This window comes from Neoalteromonas facilis (assembly GCF_002807665.1).
Lineage (GTDB): Bacteria > Pseudomonadota > Gammaproteobacteria > Enterobacterales > Alteromonadaceae > Alteromonas_E > Alteromonas_E facilis.
In genome coordinates, this window is record NZ_PEAY01000003.1 from 53940 (window position 1) to 73053 (window position 19114).

Annotated in this window: 17 protein-coding genes; 15 read left to right on the top strand and 2 right to left on the bottom strand. The window is 46.1% G+C overall.

The genetic code is table 11. The features are described from left to right. Positions 1 to 47: 47 nt before the first annotated feature. Together CSH93_RS08740 and CSH93_RS08745 are read left to right on the top strand one after the other, a co-directional pair. On the top strand, positions 48 to 677 hold the full coding sequence (locus CSH93_RS08740) for a FlgO family outer membrane protein (protein WP_100642878.1): 630 nt from the start codon (positions 48 to 50) through the stop codon (positions 675 to 677). Further along, on the top strand, positions 674 to 1453 hold the full coding sequence (locus CSH93_RS08745; RefSeq protein WP_240615542.1) for a FlgO family outer membrane protein: 780 nt from the start codon (positions 674 to 676) through the stop codon (positions 1451 to 1453). Before CSH93_RS08740 ends, CSH93_RS08745 begins: the two co-directional genes overlap by 4 nt. Before the next feature lie 10 nt (positions 1454 to 1463). Here CSH93_RS08745 and mnmC read toward each other — a convergent pair whose 3' ends face one another. Next, complete coding sequence (gene mnmC, locus CSH93_RS08750; RefSeq protein WP_100642879.1) at positions 1464 to 3509, bottom strand: bifunctional tRNA (5-methylaminomethyl-2-thiouridine)(34)-methyltransferase MnmC2/FAD-dependent 5-carboxymethylaminomethyl-2-thiouridine(34) oxidoreductase MnmC1; 2046 nt, start codon at positions 3507 to 3509, stop codon at positions 1464 to 1466. Positions 3510 to 3661: 152 nt separating this feature from the next. Here mnmC and fabB point away from each other — a divergent pair, with 152 nt between their 5' ends. After that, positions 3662 to 4873, top strand: coding sequence for a beta-ketoacyl-ACP synthase I (fabB, locus tag CSH93_RS08755; RefSeq protein WP_100642880.1), 1212 nt, complete (start codon positions 3662 to 3664; stop codon positions 4871 to 4873). A gap of 1 nt (position 4874) precedes the next feature. Here fabB and CSH93_RS08760 read toward each other — a convergent pair whose 3' ends face one another. Beyond that, complete coding sequence (locus CSH93_RS08760; protein WP_164078332.1) at positions 4875 to 5516, bottom strand: Crp/Fnr family transcriptional regulator; 642 nt, start codon at positions 5514 to 5516, stop codon at positions 4875 to 4877. Between the two features lie 137 nt (positions 5517 to 5653). On the opposite strand from CSH93_RS08760, the gene CSH93_RS08765 reads away from it, so the two are divergent. The 12 genes from CSH93_RS08765 (at position 5654) to purF (ending at position 19056) form a co-directional block, all read left to right on the top strand. Further along, positions 5654 to 6403, top strand: coding sequence for a class II aldolase/adducin family protein (locus CSH93_RS08765; protein ID WP_205663266.1), 750 nt, complete (start codon positions 5654 to 5656; stop codon positions 6401 to 6403). Next, entirely contained in the window at positions 6403 to 6675 is a 273-nt protein-coding gene (locus CSH93_RS18120; protein ID WP_240615543.1) for an alpha/beta fold hydrolase, read from the top strand. The genes CSH93_RS08765 and CSH93_RS18120 overlap by 1 nt, the downstream gene beginning before the upstream one ends. Continuing rightward, positions 6669 to 7289: an alpha/beta fold hydrolase gene (locus CSH93_RS08770; protein ID WP_240615544.1), complete on the top strand. Its 621-nt coding sequence runs from the start codon at positions 6669 to 6671 to the stop codon at positions 7287 to 7289. Before CSH93_RS18120 ends, CSH93_RS08770 begins: the two co-directional genes overlap by 7 nt. Positions 7290 to 7313: 24 nt before the next feature. After that, entirely contained in the window at positions 7314 to 8474 is a 1161-nt protein-coding gene (locus CSH93_RS08775) for a 4-phosphoerythronate dehydrogenase (RefSeq protein ID WP_100642882.1), read from the top strand. Between the two features lie 25 nt (positions 8475 to 8499). Beyond that, the gene (locus tag CSH93_RS08780; RefSeq protein WP_100642883.1) at positions 8500 to 9516 is read left to right on the top strand and encodes an aspartate-semialdehyde dehydrogenase; all 1017 of its coding nucleotides are present in this window, start codon (positions 8500 to 8502) and stop codon (positions 9514 to 9516) included. A gap of 293 nt (positions 9517 to 9809) precedes the next feature. Continuing rightward, positions 9810 to 13199, top strand: a complete 3390-nt coding sequence (locus tag CSH93_RS08785) for a FimV/HubP family polar landmark protein (RefSeq protein ID WP_100642884.1) — start codon at positions 9810 to 9812, stop codon at positions 13197 to 13199. Between the two features lie 66 nt (positions 13200 to 13265). Continuing rightward, positions 13266 to 14051 carry a tRNA pseudouridine(38-40) synthase TruA gene (gene truA, locus CSH93_RS08790; protein ID WP_100642885.1) on the top strand — a complete coding sequence of 262 codons (786 nt, stop codon included), beginning with the start codon at positions 13266 to 13268 and terminating at the stop codon, positions 14049 to 14051. Positions 14052 to 14140: 89 nt separating this feature from the next. Continuing rightward, the gene (gene accD, locus CSH93_RS08795) at positions 14141 to 14983 is read left to right on the top strand and encodes an acetyl-CoA carboxylase, carboxyltransferase subunit beta (RefSeq protein WP_100642886.1); all 843 of its coding nucleotides are present in this window, start codon (positions 14141 to 14143) and stop codon (positions 14981 to 14983) included. Between the two features lie 4 nt (positions 14984 to 14987). Beyond that, on the top strand, positions 14988 to 16280 hold the full coding sequence (gene folC / locus CSH93_RS08800) for a bifunctional tetrahydrofolate synthase/dihydrofolate synthase (RefSeq protein WP_100642887.1): 1293 nt from the start codon (positions 14988 to 14990) through the stop codon (positions 16278 to 16280). 31 nt (positions 16281 to 16311) lie between these two features. Next, positions 16312 to 16908 (top strand): SPOR domain-containing protein, encoded by a 597-nt coding sequence (locus tag CSH93_RS08805; protein WP_100642888.1) that lies wholly within the window; start codon positions 16312 to 16314, stop codon positions 16906 to 16908. Positions 16909 to 17036: 128 nt separating this feature from the next. Then, a complete protein-coding gene (locus CSH93_RS08810) occupies positions 17037 to 17522 on the top strand; it encodes a CvpA family protein (RefSeq protein WP_100642889.1) in 486 nt (161 codons plus the stop codon). A 16-nt stretch (positions 17523 to 17538) separates the two neighbouring features. After that, positions 17539 to 19056, top strand: a complete 1518-nt coding sequence (gene purF / locus CSH93_RS08815) for an amidophosphoribosyltransferase (RefSeq protein ID WP_100642890.1) — start codon at positions 17539 to 17541, stop codon at positions 19054 to 19056. The last annotated feature ends 58 nt before the right edge of the window (positions 19057 to 19114 follow it).

The window sequence follows — 19114 nt, forward strand, 5'->3', positions numbered from 1 at the left end:
TAAGTTCTTGCTTTGAATAGTCCAGACTAGTCAAGAAGAATACTGCTATGCAAGCAATAACATGTAAATATCGGGAATTACGGTCCTTGCTGTTAGGCGCTCTGGCGTTGACCTCAGTTGTGGCATGTTCCCAAACTCCGGAAGTCGTCAACAGCGATACTGAGCCGCGTGTGTCAAAAGCACTGGGTAACGTAGAGCTTCATACGCACCAACTCGCAAATGAACTATTCAGTGGATTCAAAGGAAATCGCAATTCACGTTATGCAGTAGTAGGCTTTGTACCGGTTGATTCGCTGAAATATGATGAATCATCTCAGCACCCTTTGATGTATCTGGGTCACCAATTAGAACAAGGCATGATCACAGAGGCCTCGCGCAGAGGTTTAATCGCTCAAGAGTACAAGTTGTCGAGCGATATCTTGATCAATGATAATTCTGATCGTGTATTGACCCGCGATATTGAGAGACTAACGGCGTCTAATTCGGTTGATTTTTATATCACGGGCACCTTGGTATACCAACAAGAAGGGGCAATAGTGAATGCGCGTATTATCAATGCGCAGAGTAAAGATATTGTAGCTGCCGCAACACGCTTTTTCCCTTCTGAACTGTTTTGGCAGCGTGAACAAGTAACAACACGTAACGGTATGCTGTACCGCACAGAGGCATCCTTATGACATTGATATGTAAACAATCGGGCTCGAAAATGTATGGGCGGTTCTACCTAGGTAGTGCGTTGTTAGCTTGCATGCTCAGCGGCTGCGCCATGTTCGGTAATGAGCAAACAGCAACGGTAGTTTCTCAAATTCAAGATACGCCGGCCAATATGCAAGTTATTGATATCACAGGCGCGCAGCCACAAGACAATGATATGTTCGTGCAAGACGCAGAAGATGACAACGACGGTGCGTTTAAACAGCCTCAGGTCTATTCGAGCGTTCAAGGCGCATACAAGGGGCGTCCATTAGACAAGAATATTGGCGATTACGTAAAAAACATGGCGCAAGACATGATTGGCAATATGCAGTACGTGTCGACCAAGACACCCGTAGCGGTGACACACTTTGCGTTGCTGGATAGTAATTTGGAAGAAACCAATTTGCTAGGCCATCAAATGGCGGAGTCGTTCGTGCATGAGTTACATAATTTCCGTATTCCCGTGATTGATTATAAAGCGACAGATTACGTCAGGGTCACTGAGCATGGTGACTTTATCTTGACGCGTAATTATCTGGAGCTACGCAATGAGTTGCCGATGGATTACGTGTTAACCGGTACCCTGACCAAGCATCAAGGTGGTTATCTGGTGAATGCCCGTATTTTAGCGTTGCAGTCAAAAGCTGTCGTGGCGAGCGCCCAAACGCTAATTCCATTTTATGTAGTCGATGCATTGATCCCAAGCGAACGCCAGTCTGAGGAAATGCATGACGGTGTTAAACTATCGCGCGGTTAATTCATCGCCCTTAGCATTCACCACGTTTAATTTGCCGCAGTAAAAAACGATTGGGTGCCGTTGCATTTAACAGCGGCTGCCCGATAGGTAAAGGTTCCGCTAACATTTCGCTGACAAGGCGCTCAGCCATCAGCGGTGCCGTAGTAAACCCTCGAGAACCTAATCCGGTTAACACATAGGTACCCGCTTGAACGGTTGGGGAGGGCACGCTTACATAGCGATGATACACCTGCGCATATTGCTGACGCTGTACTGATAATTCCGGGGCTGCGCCCACAATGGGCAGATGGTCAGGGGTAGAACAACGTACTGCTGCCCGACCCGATAACGACGAAGGAATGTTACTTGCCCACGGACAATCGGCTAATGAACGCGCATGCATCGCTATGTTTTGTTCAGTTTCGCTCGTGCGGTATTCCGTGTTGGTGTCGTTTTTAACGTAGGTTGAACCCAGTGCATGTGTATTATTGTATGACGGGGTTAGATACCCTTTGTGACACAATACTGTTTTTAGGCCAGCTAGAGGCATTTCGCATTGAATGGTTTCGACTTGCCCTCGTGTTAGGTTATAGGGCAACCCTGAAAGGGAATGTATCTTTTCCGCCTCATGACCGGTAGCAAATACAATAGCATTGGCTTGGATAGCATAAGGAGTAGGGCCGCTGACGCTGACACTGATGCTGTCTGGTGTGCTATCAGCGCACGTGTGTTCTACGTATTCAGTCTCAGTCAGGATAGTTAAATCCGTTTGTGCTTTTGCGGCACTAAAAAGTGCATTTACAATTTCTTTAGGGGCAGCCCAACCCGCATCAGGAATAAACAATCCAGTATAGGGTAAATCAACGCCTGAAAGTTGCGTAGCTTGCTCAGCAGTAACGGCATGCACCAACGACGAAGGCCACACATTTGTGGTAATAAGATTGTCTTGGCGAGCGCGAACTTCATCGGAAAAGCCCACTTGCAATACACCACACCATGCGTGAGCAAAGTCATACCCTTGCTGAATGAGTTCATCATATACGCGTCTGGCATAACTGAAACAACTGAGTTGGATCAAACTTAATTGACTGGTCGTTGCATGGAGCTGAGGGTATATGCCAGCTTGTGGGTTGCCTGAAGCCGCTGACGCTACGTCCTGGTCTTTGCAGATAACAGTGACCTTTATTTTTCTACGTGCGAGGGCATAAGCCAGCGATGCGCCTGCAATACCTGCACCGACAACCACCACATGGGGGGGGGCAGATTGCAACATATTGTCCGATAACGGGGTTAAATCATGCTGGCTAACGCTATTTTTAATGTCGTTGGGAGTATCTAGGTAGCCAGCAAGCATATCGCGCTTACGTCCGAAGCCTTTGCGTTTTTCAACTACAAAGCCGGCTTCTTGCAGCCCGCGTTTAACAAAACCTGCGGCAGTAAAAGTCGCGAACGTGGCGTTTGGTCTACTTAAGCGAGCCATTTGTTCAAATAACGGGGCTTGCCACATGTCTTCATTCTTATTTGGCGCAAAGCCATCTAAGAACCACGCGTCTACACCAATACAGGTTGGGGTTTTGCATGCGGACACATGCATTTGTTTGAATGATTCAATTGCATCGCCTATCCACAAATCTAAGGTGAATGATACATCGTTATGACTAAACTGCAGGCGTTGGCAACCGGTTGAATTGTAAAAATGTGAATTCAACAGAGATGATGTTAGTGCTAAGTGAGAAAACGGCGCTAATGCCGTTGACCAATCTTGAGGCGACAATGGGAATTTTTCTGTGGTAATGAAATATAAATGACAAAGAGGTGCGGTAGGATGCGCATTACGCCATTCAATAAAAGCTTGTGCAACGGTGAGAAAGTTGAGCCCAGTACCGAATCCCGTCTCAGCGATAACGAAAGATCGGGCCGCAGAGGCCGTCCAGCGTTGCGCCAGTTGATTGTTGTCGATAAAAACATAGCGGGTTTCTGCTTCACCGTTTTCACGTGAAAAGTAAACGTCGTCATAGTCTTTAGCGATGGGTGTGCCATCGGCATTGAATTCGATTTGTGCAAAAGTGCGTTGCAAGCGAATGTCTCTGTCAGTATGGTTTCATGAGTGTGCGCATAATACCTGTAATTGGCTAAAATTGCTGTTGGCATTGCGCATGTTGAAAAGAGCAGACCACTTTATTCTGTGAAACTATTACTATAAGCCGTCTAAAAATAACTAGGTGAAATATGAGAAGAGCAGTTATTACCGGTATCGGCATCGTGTCGAGCATAGGTACCGATCAAAACGCCGTAAGCGAGTCATTAAGACAGGGTAAATCTGGTATTACGTTTTCTGAGCAGTTTGCCGAAATGGGCATGCGCAGTCAGGTGTGGGGTCAGGTAGACATTGATTTTTCAGAGCACATTGATCGTAAAGCAATGCGCTTTATGGGCGATGCTGCAGCTTATGCTTATGTAGCAATGCAACAAGCAGTGGCAGATTCAGGTCTAACAGAAGAGCAAATCTCAAATCCACGCACTGGTATTATTGCCGGTTCGGGCGGGGCGTCCTCTGTAAACCAGGTCGCATCTGCTGATATTTTGCGCGAAAAAGGCGTTAAACGTGTCGGTCCATACATGGTAACCCGATGCATGGGATCAACGGTGTCGGCGTGTTTGGCTACACCGTTTAAGATCAAAGGCATTAACTATTCTATTTCTTCTGCCTGTGCTACCAGTGCGCATTGTATTGGTAATGCAGTAGAAATGATCCAATTGAATAAGCAAGACGTGGTGTTTGCCGGTGGCGGCGAAGAGTTACATTGGACGTTATCCAGCCAGTTTGATGCCATGGGCGCATTGTCTTCGAAATACAATGATAACCCGGCTGTGGCTTCTCGCACGTACTGCTCTGAACGTGATGGATTCGTAAGCTCTGGTGGTGGCGGTATGGTTGTCGTTGAAGAGCTTGAGCACGCGTTAGCGCGCGGAGCAACAATCTATGCAGAAATCACGGGCTATGGCGCAACCTCTGATGGCTACGACATGGTCGCTCCAAGCGGTGAAGGCGCGGTGCGTTGTATGCAAATGGCGATGCAAAATATTGATGCGCCAATTGATTACTTAAATACGCATGGTACGTCTACCCCTGTGGGTGATGTACAAGAGCTTAAAGCGATTAAAGAAGTGTTTGGTGATAAATCACCGCCTATCAGCGCAACCAAGTCTTTGACTGGGCACGCCCTGGGAGCCGCAGGAGTCAATGAGGCGATATACAGCTTGCTGATGATGAAACACGGCTTTATTGCGCCATCGATTAATATTGATTCGTTGGATCCGGAAGCGCAAGGGTTAGACATCGTTACGCAAATGCGAGAGGCAGAGCTGAACACTATTATGTCGAATAGCTTTGGTTTCGGCGGTACTAACGCAACGTTAGTGATGTCGCGTTACCGTTAAGTTACTCCCATTCACACAGGGTTTTTAAACCCGTAAGATCGAGCAGGGTGATGCGTCCATAGTGTGTACGCAAAAATCCCTGCTGCTCCATCTCTTTCAACAGTCTATTCACGGTTTGGCGCGATGAATTGATCATCATGGCAAGTGTTTCTTGAGACGCTGTGATTTCGCAATTATCGGTACCAACCAGTCGTTGACCGAAATTACTGCTCAGCAGCACCAAACGTTTGGCCAATTGTTGCTTGAGCGTCAAACTGGCTGAGGCATCAATAAAATTGAATGTGGTCCGCAATCGCTGACACAATAATTGTGTAAAAAATTGGTAGGCGTCTGGGTTTAAACGTAGCAGGCGATGAAAATCGGCGCGGCTAATAAATGCTAAACGTGTGGTTTGTTCTGCATGAGCATCATGCGAACGACCCAGCCCATCAAACATCGATATTTCACCAAACCAACTGCCACTATCGAGATATGCCAACACCATTTGTTTGCCACTACTGTGAAGGTTACTCACTTTGATACGCCCATCGAGCACACAATGAAAGCCGTTGCCTAGATCGCCTTTTGCGTATAGTTGCTTGCCTTTTGGCAGTGTGACAACTTTTATTACCTGAATGAACGCGTTTTGCACTTCGGTAGCCATGGTATTAAACCATATAGTAGAGCGTAAGATTGCTTGCTGAGAGTCTGATAACATTTTTATAACAGTGTCGCATTCGCGACAGTTGGTTGGGTAGGCAAAGCGTATAGTATTTCTAAATCATTACCAAGGTGAAAATTATGAGTGTTAAAGAAAGTGTTTCGGCAGAAGAATGGCAATTACGCGTAGATCTCGCAGCCTGTTATCGCACGGTAGCATTATATGGCTGGGATGACTTAGTGTTTACCCATATCTCAGCACGTGTACCTGGCCCTGAGCATCATTTCTTAATTAACCCGTACGGTATGATGTTCGATGAAGTGACAGCCTCGAGCTTGGTGAAAGTCGATTTACAGGGCAATAAAGTGATGGACAGTGAATATGATATTAATCCTGCTGGATTCACTATTCACAGCGCAGTTCATGAAGCACGAGAAGACGCTAAATGCGTTATGCATTTACATACGACTGCGGGCATTGCCGTTTCGGTGCAAGAAGACGGATTATTACCTTACAGTCAGCAATCACTTTTTCCTCTCGCTTCATTGTCTTATCACGATTATGAAGGGGTTGCACTTAACCCTGATGAGAAACAACGCTTAGTGGCAGATCTGGGCAGCACCAATTTTATGATCCTGCGTAACCATGGTTTGCTGACGTGCGCAGAGACGGTGGCTGACGCATTCCTTGGGATGTTCATTCTGCAGCGAAGCTGTGAAATCCAGATCCAAGCGCAATCTACAGGCGTAGCGTTAAGACAAATTCCAGCAGAAATTCTTGCCGGTATTCGCGCGCAAGCTCAGCAAGTAACACGTTCTATGGGCGGCTCTTTGGCATGGCCAGGCATCTTGCGCAAGCTTGACCGCGTATCGCCAGAATACAAAGATTAATGCTCGCGCCGGATATTTCCCAATACCGTCAGTCCGCTAGGTATGCCCAACTTAAAGGGCATTCCATAGCGTTTTGGCAGCACACAAACCCCTCATCTGCTGGCACAGTGTTGTTTATTCACGGGTTTCCCAGTGCTGCGTGGGACTGGCACCACCAATGGGCAGCTTTGGCACATGACTACTCATTGGTGGCGCTGGATTTACTGGGCTTTGGTTTGTCTGACAAGCCTCACCCTATCGATATTCATTATCCGAGCAAGCCGATTTGGTAGAACATCTGTGTGTGCACTTGGGGTTAGTCGACGTCTCTATTGTGGCACATGACTATGGTGATTCTGTGGCTCAAGAGCTGTTAACACGACAGGTAGAAGGGCGATTACCGTTTACTATTCAACGATTGATGTGGTTAAACGGTGGACTTTTTTCCGAGAGTCATCGTCCACTCTTGACGCAAAAATTGCTGCACAGCAAATTGGGTCCATTGTTTCGGTGTTTTATGTCCAAAAACTCATTAAAAAAGGGTTTTACGCGCATTTTTGCTGAGCAAACACCGCCATCTGATGAGGTTATTGATAATCTGTGGGCGCTGATGCAGTGCAATGAAGGTGTGCGCGTATTGCCCTCTTTACTGCGTTATCTGGATGAACGAAAAGAGCAACGTGACCGTTGGGTTGGCGGCATGCAAACCTTTGCTAGCGAGGGGCCTGAACGATTGATCTTCGTTAATGGCGTGCAGGATCCGATTTCAGGCCAGCATATGCTCGAACGGTTTAAAACATTGTTACCTAACGTGCCGACACTGGGCCTCGACGTCGGCCATTATCCGCAATTAGAAGCCGCCGAAAAGGTGAACGACGCAATCATACAATTTCTCAGTGAGTTCTAGAGCGTCATTCGATACACTGCCGCCATGAATATACTCTATGACGATAACATGCCCTATGCGCGCGAGTGTTTCGCGCAGCTGGGTAATGCAGTGCCTTTTTCCGCTGGTGAATTGACAGCAAACGATTTTTCCGACGTGGAAGCCTTGCTGGTTCGCTCTACGACAACGGTTGACCCTAATCTGTTGGCGAATGCAACGTGCTTACGATATGTCGCTACTGCCACAGCCGGTTTCAATCATTTAGATACGGCATTTCTGGCAGCACGTAATATTCCATGGTATGCAGCTGCCGGTTGCAATGCGGTTGCGGTAGCTGAGTACGTTATCAGCACCTTGTTTGGTTATGCCAGTGCCAATAAGCAAGGGTTAAAATGGCTGCAACAACGCAGTGTCGGTATCGTCGGTGCTGGGCATGTAGGCAGTGCGCTGTCGAGTAAATTAGACGCGCTGGGGATTTCGTATCAATTGTGCGATCCGCCCTTGCAGGCTAGTGGTGATAATCGGCCATTCGTTTCCCTTGATGAGATCCTTTCATGCGATGTAATTTGTCTGCATGTGCCCTTAATCAAAGAGGGACAATATCCAACCCTGAATTTGCTAAATAAAGCGCACTTAAGTCGGTTAAACGAGCACCAACTTATTATCAATGCCTGTAGAGGCGGAGTTTTGGATGAGTGCGCCTATGCAGATTTGAGTTTGCAACAAAAAATGCCTCATTTGGTGCTCGATGCGTGGAAGGATGAACCTCACATAAATCTGGACATGAGCACATTATGCGATATTGCTACGCCGCATATTGCCGGTCACACGCTTGAAGGAAAAAGTCGCGGCACCGTAATGGTTTATAACTGGTTATGTCAGCAACTAGGCCGTCAACCAATACTGACATTAGAGGATTTATTACCGCCATTGGACGCACGAACATTGACTTCAGATATGTTGTCAGACGATGGGCTAATACAATCATTGATCTTTTCGCTATATGATAGTCAACAGGATGATAGGATTTTTCGTCGCGCAATGGCACAATCCGATGATATAGGGATGACCTTTACGCAATTACGTAAAAATTACCCTCAGCGCCGAGAATTTGCTTTTCAAACGTTGAAGGTGAATACGCAAGTGTTAGGTCACCCTGTAATTCAGACGCTTCGCGCGCTGGGTTTTACCATACAGTCAATTTAATACTTTCTTAGGAGAAAGCAGGCACATGTCACAAGCCTTTGATGTCGCCATATTGGGCGCAACAGGTCTCGTCGGTAAGACGATGATTGAAATTTTGGAAGATCGAGGATTTCCAGTGGGTACGCTATATCCATTAGCCAGTGAGCGTTCAGCAGGTGGCACCATTTCATTTAAAGGTAAAGACATTGAAGTATTAAACGCGGACACCTTTGATTGGAGCTTAGTGCAATTTGGTTTTTTCTCTGCTGGTGGCAGTGTTTCGGCTAAGTTCGCGCCTTTAGCGGCAGATGCTGGCTGTATCGTTATCGATAACACCTCGCACTTTCGTTATGAGCCGGACATTCCATTAGTTGTGCCAGAGGTCAATGCGCATGCGTTGGCAGATTTCCGCAATCGCAATATTATCGCCAACCCAAACTGTTCAACGATCCAAATGTTAGTGGCGTTAAAACCTATCCACGACGCTGTAGGGATTGATCGTATAAACGTGTGTACTTATCAATCGGTTTCGGGAGCGGGTAAGTCGGCTATGGACGGACTAGCACAACAAACTGCGTCGTTGATGAATGGGCGAGAGGTCGATACAGCGGGCTTTAGTCGTCAAATCGCGTTTAACGTTATCCCGCAAATTGACGTATTCATGGACAATGATTACACCAAAGAAGAAATGAAAATGGTGTGGGAAACGCACAAAATCATGGGCGATGACAGCATTCGTGTTAATCCAACGGCCGTGCGCGTTCCTGTGTTCTATGGGCACGGAGAAGCGATCCACATTGAAGCCCGTCAGCCAATAGATGCTGAAGATGTCAAACGTTTGCTAAGAGATGCGCCTGGCATAACAGTCTATGAAGATCGTGAAGACTTCCCGACACAAGTTAGCAGTGCAAGTGGCAATGACAGTGTGCATGTAGGCCGTATTCGGAACGACGTTTCACACCCGCACGGTATCAACTTGTGGGTAGTTTCAGACAACATCCGCAAAGGCGCAGCGACGAATAGCGTACAAATTGCTGAGGTCTTGATCCGCGATTATTTATAGTCACGGATCTGCTGACTTAATAAAACATAAAGTCGGTCGATAAACATAAGGTAACGCGTCAATGCCGTGTTACCTTTTTTTTTGAGATTTAGGTATTCACGCGAATAGTTTTGTTTGCTGATGTGGCACATTGGATTAAAACTTGCAGTTAAATCGTGAAGTTATAACTAAGTGGGTAACTTTAGTGAGTGTAATAGTGGCTTTTTAGCACCTAAACACATTAAACTAACCACTAGAACACCATGGCGTGCGCTGGCGTCTTTAGATAAATAAATCCAATAATAAGGAATGCAATGAAAGTGAACCGCTGGATAATGATGAGTGTTGTACTCGCCATCGTTTTTACTGTGGTTAGCGAATCTTCTGCGCAATCCTCAAACCTCCAAATTGTTGGGCCTAGAGACAGTCAAAGCCAATTCTCCGGCGCCATATACGGGCCTATTGATAGCGATGATACGTTATGGCGGATCGCGTCCCGTTACCGTCAAAATAGAGACCTGTCTGTTTATCAGGTCATGATCGCTATATATGATTTAAACCCTGAAGCATTTGAACAGAACAACATTAACTTGTTGCGTGACGGCGCAATCCTAAAACTGCCTTCAGAGAAATACATATCGCGGATCAACGTAGATGACGCTCGTCAACGCGCCGAGTCTGATAGCCAAGCGTTGGGTTTAGATGCAAACAAAGCAGTAGAAGATGCCAACAATATTAAGCCTGCTCAAGACTTAGTTAAAAAAGCGGACTTAGACCAGAAAACCCAGCAGATTGAAGAAAAGCTGACCCAGATTGACAACAAGCAGTTGGAACAGTTTGATGCGTTGCGGCAACAGTTTGCCGCGTCAATCGACAATATTCAGTCATTACTTGATGAAAACCAAAAAGTTTTTGAGCGATTAGACGCGGTTAATCAAGATATCAGCGAATTGCGCAGTCGCGTTGAAGAGGATGTGCAGCCGCAAGTCAATCAGCAAATCGAGCTGTTAGAAAAAACACTCGGAATTTTAGAGCAAGAGGCCGAGCGCCAAAAAGCAGAAGAAGCCTCTTCTGTAATGCGTTATTTAACCAGTCCGATGGCCATCATTATTGGCTCTGCGCTGCTGACATTAGGTGTGCTAGGTGGCATCGTCGCTTGGTTAATCAAACGAAAAAAAAGTGCTGAAGCTCCGCCAGTATTAACCGGTGAACACACTGCTACACCACAACCTGTAGCCGCTGTTCCTCCCCCTAACAATGATCTCAGTGATGCGCTTGTTGATGATTTGGCAACGCCAGATGCCGATGATGATTTATTCAATGATGATGAGTTACTTGATGACGTCTTGTCAGAAGAGCTAGAGGAATCGTTGGATGATGCGGTAGAGAATGAGCTGGAAAGTTATGCCGATCTCGGCGATGAAATGCTGGTGCCGGATCTTGATGACGATGACGATAGTTTATTCGAAGAAGATGATGAGCTGCTTCAGGAACTTGAGGATATTGATGGCGATGCTTTGGAAGGCATTGATTTATCTGATGATGATGACATCGATCTTTCTGACGCGCTTGAGGACGATGTTGATGATGCCTTAGCGGCTGAGCTAGAAGATGCTGGCGATATTGATGATGATGCACTTGATGAGTTGTTTGAAGAAGAAGAACTCGGTGATATCGACAAAGATCTGGCTGCTGAGCTCGCTAACGATGATCTTGAAGCTGCAATTGACCAAGAACTAGATGAAGAATTGGCTGATAGCAATGACATTGATTCGTTATTAGAAGAAGAGGCGCAGCAGTCTATTACGCCGGTTGACAGTGGCGACGAGAAGCCTGAGATCAGTATTGATGAGTTACTTGAAGAGTCTGAAAAACCTTCAGATGTCCCTGCAAACATTGACGTGGATGTTGAAACCGGCGTTTCAAACCAAATGCTCGAGCAATTGGGAGATGAAGTAGCTGCGCAGAATGAGGCGCTTGATCGTGTAACCGATGAAATATTGGGCGAGCTTGAACAAATTGAAATGATGCAAGGGATGGTTGATGAGGATGAAGAACAACCGGATGAAGAGGCTAACGTTGAAGATGTTGTCGAGTCAGCGCAGACCCAACATGACATACAAACGCTAGATGAATTTGCGAATGATCTAGATGATATCGAAGGCGATGATTTTGATGAGCTGGAAGATCCGTTAACCGATGAACTGCTACAAGAGTTAGGTGTAGACGACGAAGAAGAGGATTCAACAAGTGAGCCTTCTGATGATTTAACTGATGAGTTGCTATCTGAGCTAGAAGCTGAGGTCGGTGAGGAACTAACAGAACCAACAGAGGAAGACGTCAGTGATGAGCTGACCGATGAATTGCTGTCTGAACTAGAAGCTGAGGTTGGTGAGGAACAAAGCGAACCAACAGACGAAGACACCAGTGATGCTCTAACCGATGAATTGTTATCTGAGCTAGAAGCTGAGGCAGGCGAGGACCTAAGCGAGCCAACAGACGAAGACGCCAGTGATGCTCTAACCGATGAATTGTTATCTGAGCTAGAAGCTGAGGCAGGCGAGGAACTAAGCGAGCCAACAGGCGAAGACGCCAGTGATGCTCTAACCGATGAATTGTTATCTGAGCTAGAAGCTGAGGTTGGTGAGGAACAAAGCGAGCCAACAAACGAAGACGTTAGTGATGAACTCACTGATGAGTTGTTATCTGAGCTAGAGGCTGAGGCAGGCGAGGAACTAAGTGAGCCAACAGCCGAAGATGTCGGTGATGAAGAAGATCAGACTGATGAAGATGCATTAACCGACGAGCTGCTAGCAGAGTTTGAAGCAAGTGATGATGACAGCGAAGAGGCATCGTTTACACCTGACGCTGAAGAAGCATTTTTGACATCAGAAGATGATGAGGCAACGGAATCAGAAACTCAGCAAGCGACCGAAGATTTGCTCGATGTCTTTGATGCTGGGGAAGATGAAACGCTTGAAATTGAAAGCGATGATTCGGAGCTAACGTTGTCAGAGGCAGATGACGAAGACACTTTTGAGCTAGACGATATTCCAAGCCTATCTGAAGGCCCTGATGATTTTGATGACTCTTTATTGGAGCAATCATTTGATGAGTTCTCTCTAGACGAAGAGTCTGACGCCATACAAGAAGAAGCGCCGTCAAAGAAAAGTGATTCAACTGACGAGCTAGAAGATCTGGATGATATGCCAGGTTTGGGCGATTGGTTAAATGAAGAATCTGACCAAGACAGCTTAGTATTGGAAGAAATTGAAAGTGCTGATTTTGATGAGTTACTTGAGAGCATTGATTCTGAAGTTGAAGGTAAACCTGAACTTAAGTTAGATAATCCAGATTTAGATCTAGAAGCGCTGTTTACTGAAACAGAAGACGAACAAAGCCAAGATGAATACGTCGACGTCGATACGCTATTAGCTGAAAGTGAAAGTGATGACGGCAGTGATGTGGATGATGCAGAGCTTAATTTGGACGTGGCCTTAGGTGAATTTACCGGTAAAAGTGACGATGATATTGTTGTCGATGTAGACGATGGCGGAGCACAAGCGGCTAATCTTGATTTGGCGGCAGCTTATATTGAGATGGATGATGTAGAAGCGGCCAAGGAATTACTGCAAGAAGTTATAGATCAGGGCACGGAAGAACAGCAGAAAGAAGCCAAGACTTTATTAGAAAATCTTGGTTAAGCTGGTTGTTTGCTACCTCTTAACTAGCTAAACTTTGCGCCCAGTTCATTGGGGTAGGGTAAAACATTGCGAATTGCGCTTGGAATCGAATATGACGGGGCAACCTTTTCTGGTTGGCAGCGTCAGAGTCATGTTGCATCTATTCAGCAATCACTGGAAAACGCGCTCAGTAAAATTGCCGATACTAAAATAGAAGTGCAATGCGCAGGCCGAACTGACGCCGGAGTGCATGCTACGGGGCAAATCGTTCATTTTGATACTGATGCTCAGCGTCCAGAGCGTGCTTGGACCATGGGAGTCAATACCCACCTTCCCGATACCATTGCTGTTGCTTGGTCAACCGAGGTGCCTGAAGATTTTCACGCGCGCTATTCAGCAACTGCACGGCGTTATCGTTACATCATTTATAACTCTCGCCTGCGTCCAGGAATACATACTCACGGCCTTACACATGAATATCGGCCATTGGATGCTGATAAAATGCATCAAGCAGCGCAGTGCTTAGTGGGCGAAAATGACTTTAGTGCATTCCGAGCTGCCCACTGTCAATCAAAAACCCCCTATCGTAACCTGACCTCAATAAGTGTATCGAGGCAGGGTAATTACGTTATCCTGGATGTTGAAGCGAATGCGTTTTTACATCATATGGTGCGCAATATTACAGGTTCATTGCTTGAAATCGGTTGTGGTGAGCAGAATGTAGAATGGATGCAGTACCTATTAAGTAGCAAAGATCGCACGCAGGCAGGCGCGACGGCTAAACCGCATGGCCTTTACTTGGTTCATGTCACTTATCCGCATTCATTTGGATTGCCAACTAAAGCCATGGGTCCTATTTTTTTACCCGATTAACTTCTTAGACCAGTTTTGTTTTTAACCGAGCGGCTAACTATGCTCTAATACCGCTTTATTGTTGTGGGTTCGACAGGAACAAAATTACTATGAGTTGGATACAAAAAATCCTTCCCAGAACACAGACCTCTGCCAAAGGCAATGTGCCTGAAGGGGTTTGGACAAAGTGCGGTGAATGTAGCGCTGTGCTGTACAAATCTGAGTTAGAAAAGCAGTTAGAAGTATGTCCAAAATGTGACCATCACATGCGGATCAAAGCGCGTAAGCGTATCGATAGTCTCCTAGATGCAACCGATAGAACTGAATTGGCTGCGAATTTAGAGCCGCAAGACATCCTCAAATTTAAGGATTCTAAACGCTATAAAGAGCGTATTACAGCAGCGCAGAAGTCGACTAATGAAAAAGATGCATTGATAGTCATGCGTGGCAAGCTAAAAGGTATGCCGGTCGTAGTGGCGTGCTTTGAATTTAGCTTTATGGGCGGCTCAATGGCATCTGTGGTCGGTGCAAGGTTCGTTGCGGCGGTAAATGAGTGTCTAGAGCACAACATGCCGTTGATTTGTTTCTCAGCCAGTGGTGGCGCTCGTATGCAAGAGGCGTTGTTCTCATTGATGCAAATGGCAAAAACCAGTGCCGCGTTAGCAAAAATGAGCGAAAAAGGATTGCCTTTCATTTCGGTATTAACTGATCCGACGATGGGAGGAGTGTCTGCTAGCTTAGCAATGCTGGGTGATATCAATATTGCAGAGCCGAAAGCCCTAATCGGGTTTGCAGGTCCTCGAGTTATTGAACAAACGGTTCGAGAAACGTTACCTGAAGGTTTCCAGCGCAGTGAATTTCTGCTTGAAAAGGGTGCGATTGATATGATTGTTGACCGCAGAGAAATGCGCGATACACTGCACGCCATTCTCAGGAAATTACACCGACACTAAATTCATGACATCAAGCAATAGTTGCCTAGCGACCGCGAAAACGACGTGGTCGTTAGCGCAATGGCTTAACTACCTACTTGCGATCCATCCAACTGAAATAGACATGGGATTGGATCGCCTCAATCGCGTTTTCCAGCGTCTTCAGCTTAGTTTTCCACGTACACAAGTGATCACCGTTGCCGGCACCAATGGCAAAGGGTCAACCTGTCGATTCATCGAGTTAGCATTGTTGTCGATGGACAAGTCCGTTGTTGTCTACAGCTCGCCGCATATCAGCGATTACCGTGAGCGCGTGAGGGTTAATGGTGCAATGTTACCTGCTCAGGTGTTCTGTAAGGCCTTTGTGCAAATAGAACGGTTACGTGGTGAAGACACATTAACCTATTTCGAATTTGGCACATTAGCGGCTTTATTGCTGGCATTTCAAAAATCGCCTGATTATCTCATCCTTGAAGTGGGCTTGGGTGGACGTCTGGACGCGACCAATATCATTGATACTGATTTAGCCGTCATCACCAGTATCGATTTGGATCATGAATCCTTCTTGGGTAGCACGCGCGAGTCTGTGGCGTACGAAAAAGCCGGTATTTTCAGGCCCAATGTGCCGATTGTATTAGGTGATCGTGATACACCTTCGGTTATGCTAAACAGCGCCAATCAGCATGCGAGAGGTTTACTGGTTAAAGGGGCGAACTTCGATATTACGGTAAAGGATAACGGCACATGGTCATGGCGAAGTGAGAATAATCAGCTTACTGAATTACCAAAACCCTTGTTGCTAAGGGACAATTTGTCCACTGCTTTCGCGGCATTGGAACAGTTAGGTCTATTGCCGCAGCTGCTAAAACATCAGGATGATTTCAATTCGCTAGTTGCGACGGCGTCTTTGCCAGGGCGAATGCAGATCATTCAAAGTGAGCCGCTATGGCTTATCGATGTTGGTCATAATCCTCATGCGGCCAAAGCCATTGCTACTCATATTGCAGGATTGGACAAGCAATCTGTATATATCATTGTGGGCATGATGAAAGATAAATCGATTGCGGATACATTACATCAATTTGCGTCTCTATCGCCAAAGTGGCTAACGGTTTCTTTACCCGGAGAACGAGCAGCTTCCGCCGCCGATATAGCCCGACTTCTGTCGGCAGAAAGCGTCCTTGGCGAGTTTGCCAATGTTGCTGAAGCTGTCAGTCGAGTAAAAGCGCATGTTACCGAGCAAGATATCGTGTTAGTGTTTGGTTCGTTTGTAACAGTTGATCAAATATTGACACTGCAAGAGCAGAACGCTCTATAATACATCGGCCAGAGACTAGGGGAGGAAAGGCTTGTCCAGTGCATTACAAAATCGTTTAGTCGGTACCATTATCGTCGTAGCATTGGCGGTCATTTTTTTACCCGACATTCTTGATGGGAAGAAAAATCAGGGTGCGCCGACATTTGTATCTGTGCCGCAAGCTCCAGAGCGCAAGGCGTTAGTTCAGCCTCAGGCATTTCCTAGCGAGAAGGTTGCCGAATCGGCCGCGAGACCGGTTGAAATTGTCGAAGAAACTGCATTAGACGATGAAGGCGGGAATAGTGTTGAAGTCGACACGGCGACACCAAACCAAGAGGAAGCGAACGTCTCTTCATTGGCTGAGCAAACTGTCGTAGAGCAACCCCCAACGTCAACCGCGCAGAATGGGGGGTGGGTTATACAACTGGGTAGTTTTCGCCATCAGAAAAATGTTCGAGAACTGTTGGATAAACTTGAAAATGCAGGCTACAGAACATTCAGTCGACCCGTTGAGACGAGCGCGGGCCGTTTAACCAAAGTGTTTGTTGGTCCTGATTTGCAGCGCCGTTCACTGGAAGACGCCATTCCCCACTTAAAAGAATTGACTGGACTGTCTGGCAAAATCACTGAGTTTAGCGAATCCTTCTAGTTACATAGGTTTACAAAACACGCGTAAATACCTGATCTGAGCGATTGGTATTCATGGATGCTTCTGATAAAATGCGCGCCATTCAATTCTCGCTGTGCTACTGGCCTTTTACCAAAAGTAAATTTTGAATGAATTGGTTTGATTTCGCCATCATCGGCATCATCGCTCTATCAACCATCATTAGTTTGATACGCGGGTTTGTCAAAGAAGCTATCTCGCTTGCGGTGTGGTTTTCAGCACTTTTTGTCGCCAGTCAATTTTATCCAGATGTAGCCGTTTACCTTACCCGTATTTCAGATGAGATATTGCGCAACGGCGTCGCAATAGCGATTTTATTCATTACAACCCTCATTGTCGGTGCGCTGGTCAATTATGTCTTTAGTCAGTTAGTAAAAGCGACAGGACTGAGTGGTACAGATCGCGCGTTAGGCGCGGTTTTTGGAATTTTGCGCGGTGTGCTGATCGTCAGCGCGCTGTTGTTTTTTATGGATACATTTACACCATCTGCTACTAGTGAGTGGTGGCAATCCTCAATTTTGGTGCCTGAATTTGCTGTCATTATTGAATGGTTTTTTCAATATATGAAAGACAGTTCTAGCTTCTTAACTCCGTAAGATATAGGTAATTTTCATGTGTGGTATTGTTGGTATTGTTGGTAAAACAGGTGTTGCTCAATCTCTCTATGACGGTCTGACCGTATTGCAGCACCGAGGTCAGGATGCGGCAGGCATTATGACGATTGACAACAATATGTTTAATTTGCGTAAAGCGAATGGTCTAGTAAGAGATGTGTTCCACACCCGCCACATGAAACGATTGACGGGTAATATGGGCATTGGTCATTGCCGTTACCCCACCGCCGGTACATCAAGCTCCGCGGAAGCACAGCCTTTTTACGTTAACTCGCCGTTTGGAATTGCGTTTGCGCACAACGGAAACCTGACAAACGCCGCAGAATTACAGCAAGAAGTGTCGCGTATTGCTCGTCGTCATATCAATACCACGTCAGATTCAGAGCTATTATTGAATATTTTGGCGCACGAACTGCAAATTTCTACCGAGTTTACCTTAAACAGTGAACATATTTTTAAAGTGGTCAGCAATGTTCACCGCAAAATCCGTGGTGCGTATGCGGTCGTAGCGGCGATAATCGGACACGGGATTGTTGCATTCAGAGACCCCCACGGTATTCGTCCGCTGGCTTTGGGTAAACGCGTTAGCGAACTGGGTGAAGAGTACATGGTTGCGTCTGAGAGTGTTGCATTGGACGCCGTGGGTTTTAAATTTGTACGCGATGTAGCACCAGGTGAAGCGGTGTACATCACAGAGCAGGGCCAACTGTTTACCCAACAGTGTGCAGAAAAACCGATTTCTTCTCCGTGTATTTTTGAATTTGTTTATTTCGCTCGCCCGGATTCGTTTATCGACGGTATTTCTGTTTATGCGTCGCGCGTAAACATGGGTAAAAAGTTAGGTGAGAAAATTAAACGTGAATGGGCTGATCTAGAAATAGACGTCGTTATTCCAATTCCTGAAACGTCAATGGATGTTGCGCTTCAAATTGCCAATACATTAGATCTTCCATATCGCCAGGGCTTTGTGAAGAACCGCTATATTGGTCGTACATTTATCATGCCGGGTCAAACCCAGCGTAAAAAGTCGGTACGACGCAAACTCAACGCGATTTCGTCTGAATTTAAAGATAAGAATGTTTTGCTGGTAGATGATTCTATTGTACGAGGAACGACGTCCAGCCAGATTATTGAAATGGCGAGAGAGTCAGGCGCGAAGAAAGTCTATTTTGCGTCAGCCGCGCCGGAAATTCGTTTCCCAAATGTTTACGGTATCGATATGCCATCGGCAAACGAACTGGTTGCTTATGGTCGAGAGATTGATCAAATCAGTGATCTAATTCAGGCAGATGGTTTGATTTTCCAAGATTTATCCGATCTTGTAGATGCTGTACGCGAAGAGAATGATAGTATTCCTCGCTTTGAAACATCAGTATTCGATGGAAACTATATAACGGGTGATATCGACCAGAAATATTTAGAGGGCGTGGATGCTGCGCGTGGCGAAAATACCAAAAAGGCGCCGGTGCTTCAGGCCGAATTAAGTAATCTTGATGTGCACAATATGGGTCAGTAATTGATTTAATTGACAGCAAAAAAAAAAGCCAGCGTTAACGCTGGCTTTTTTGCCTTCA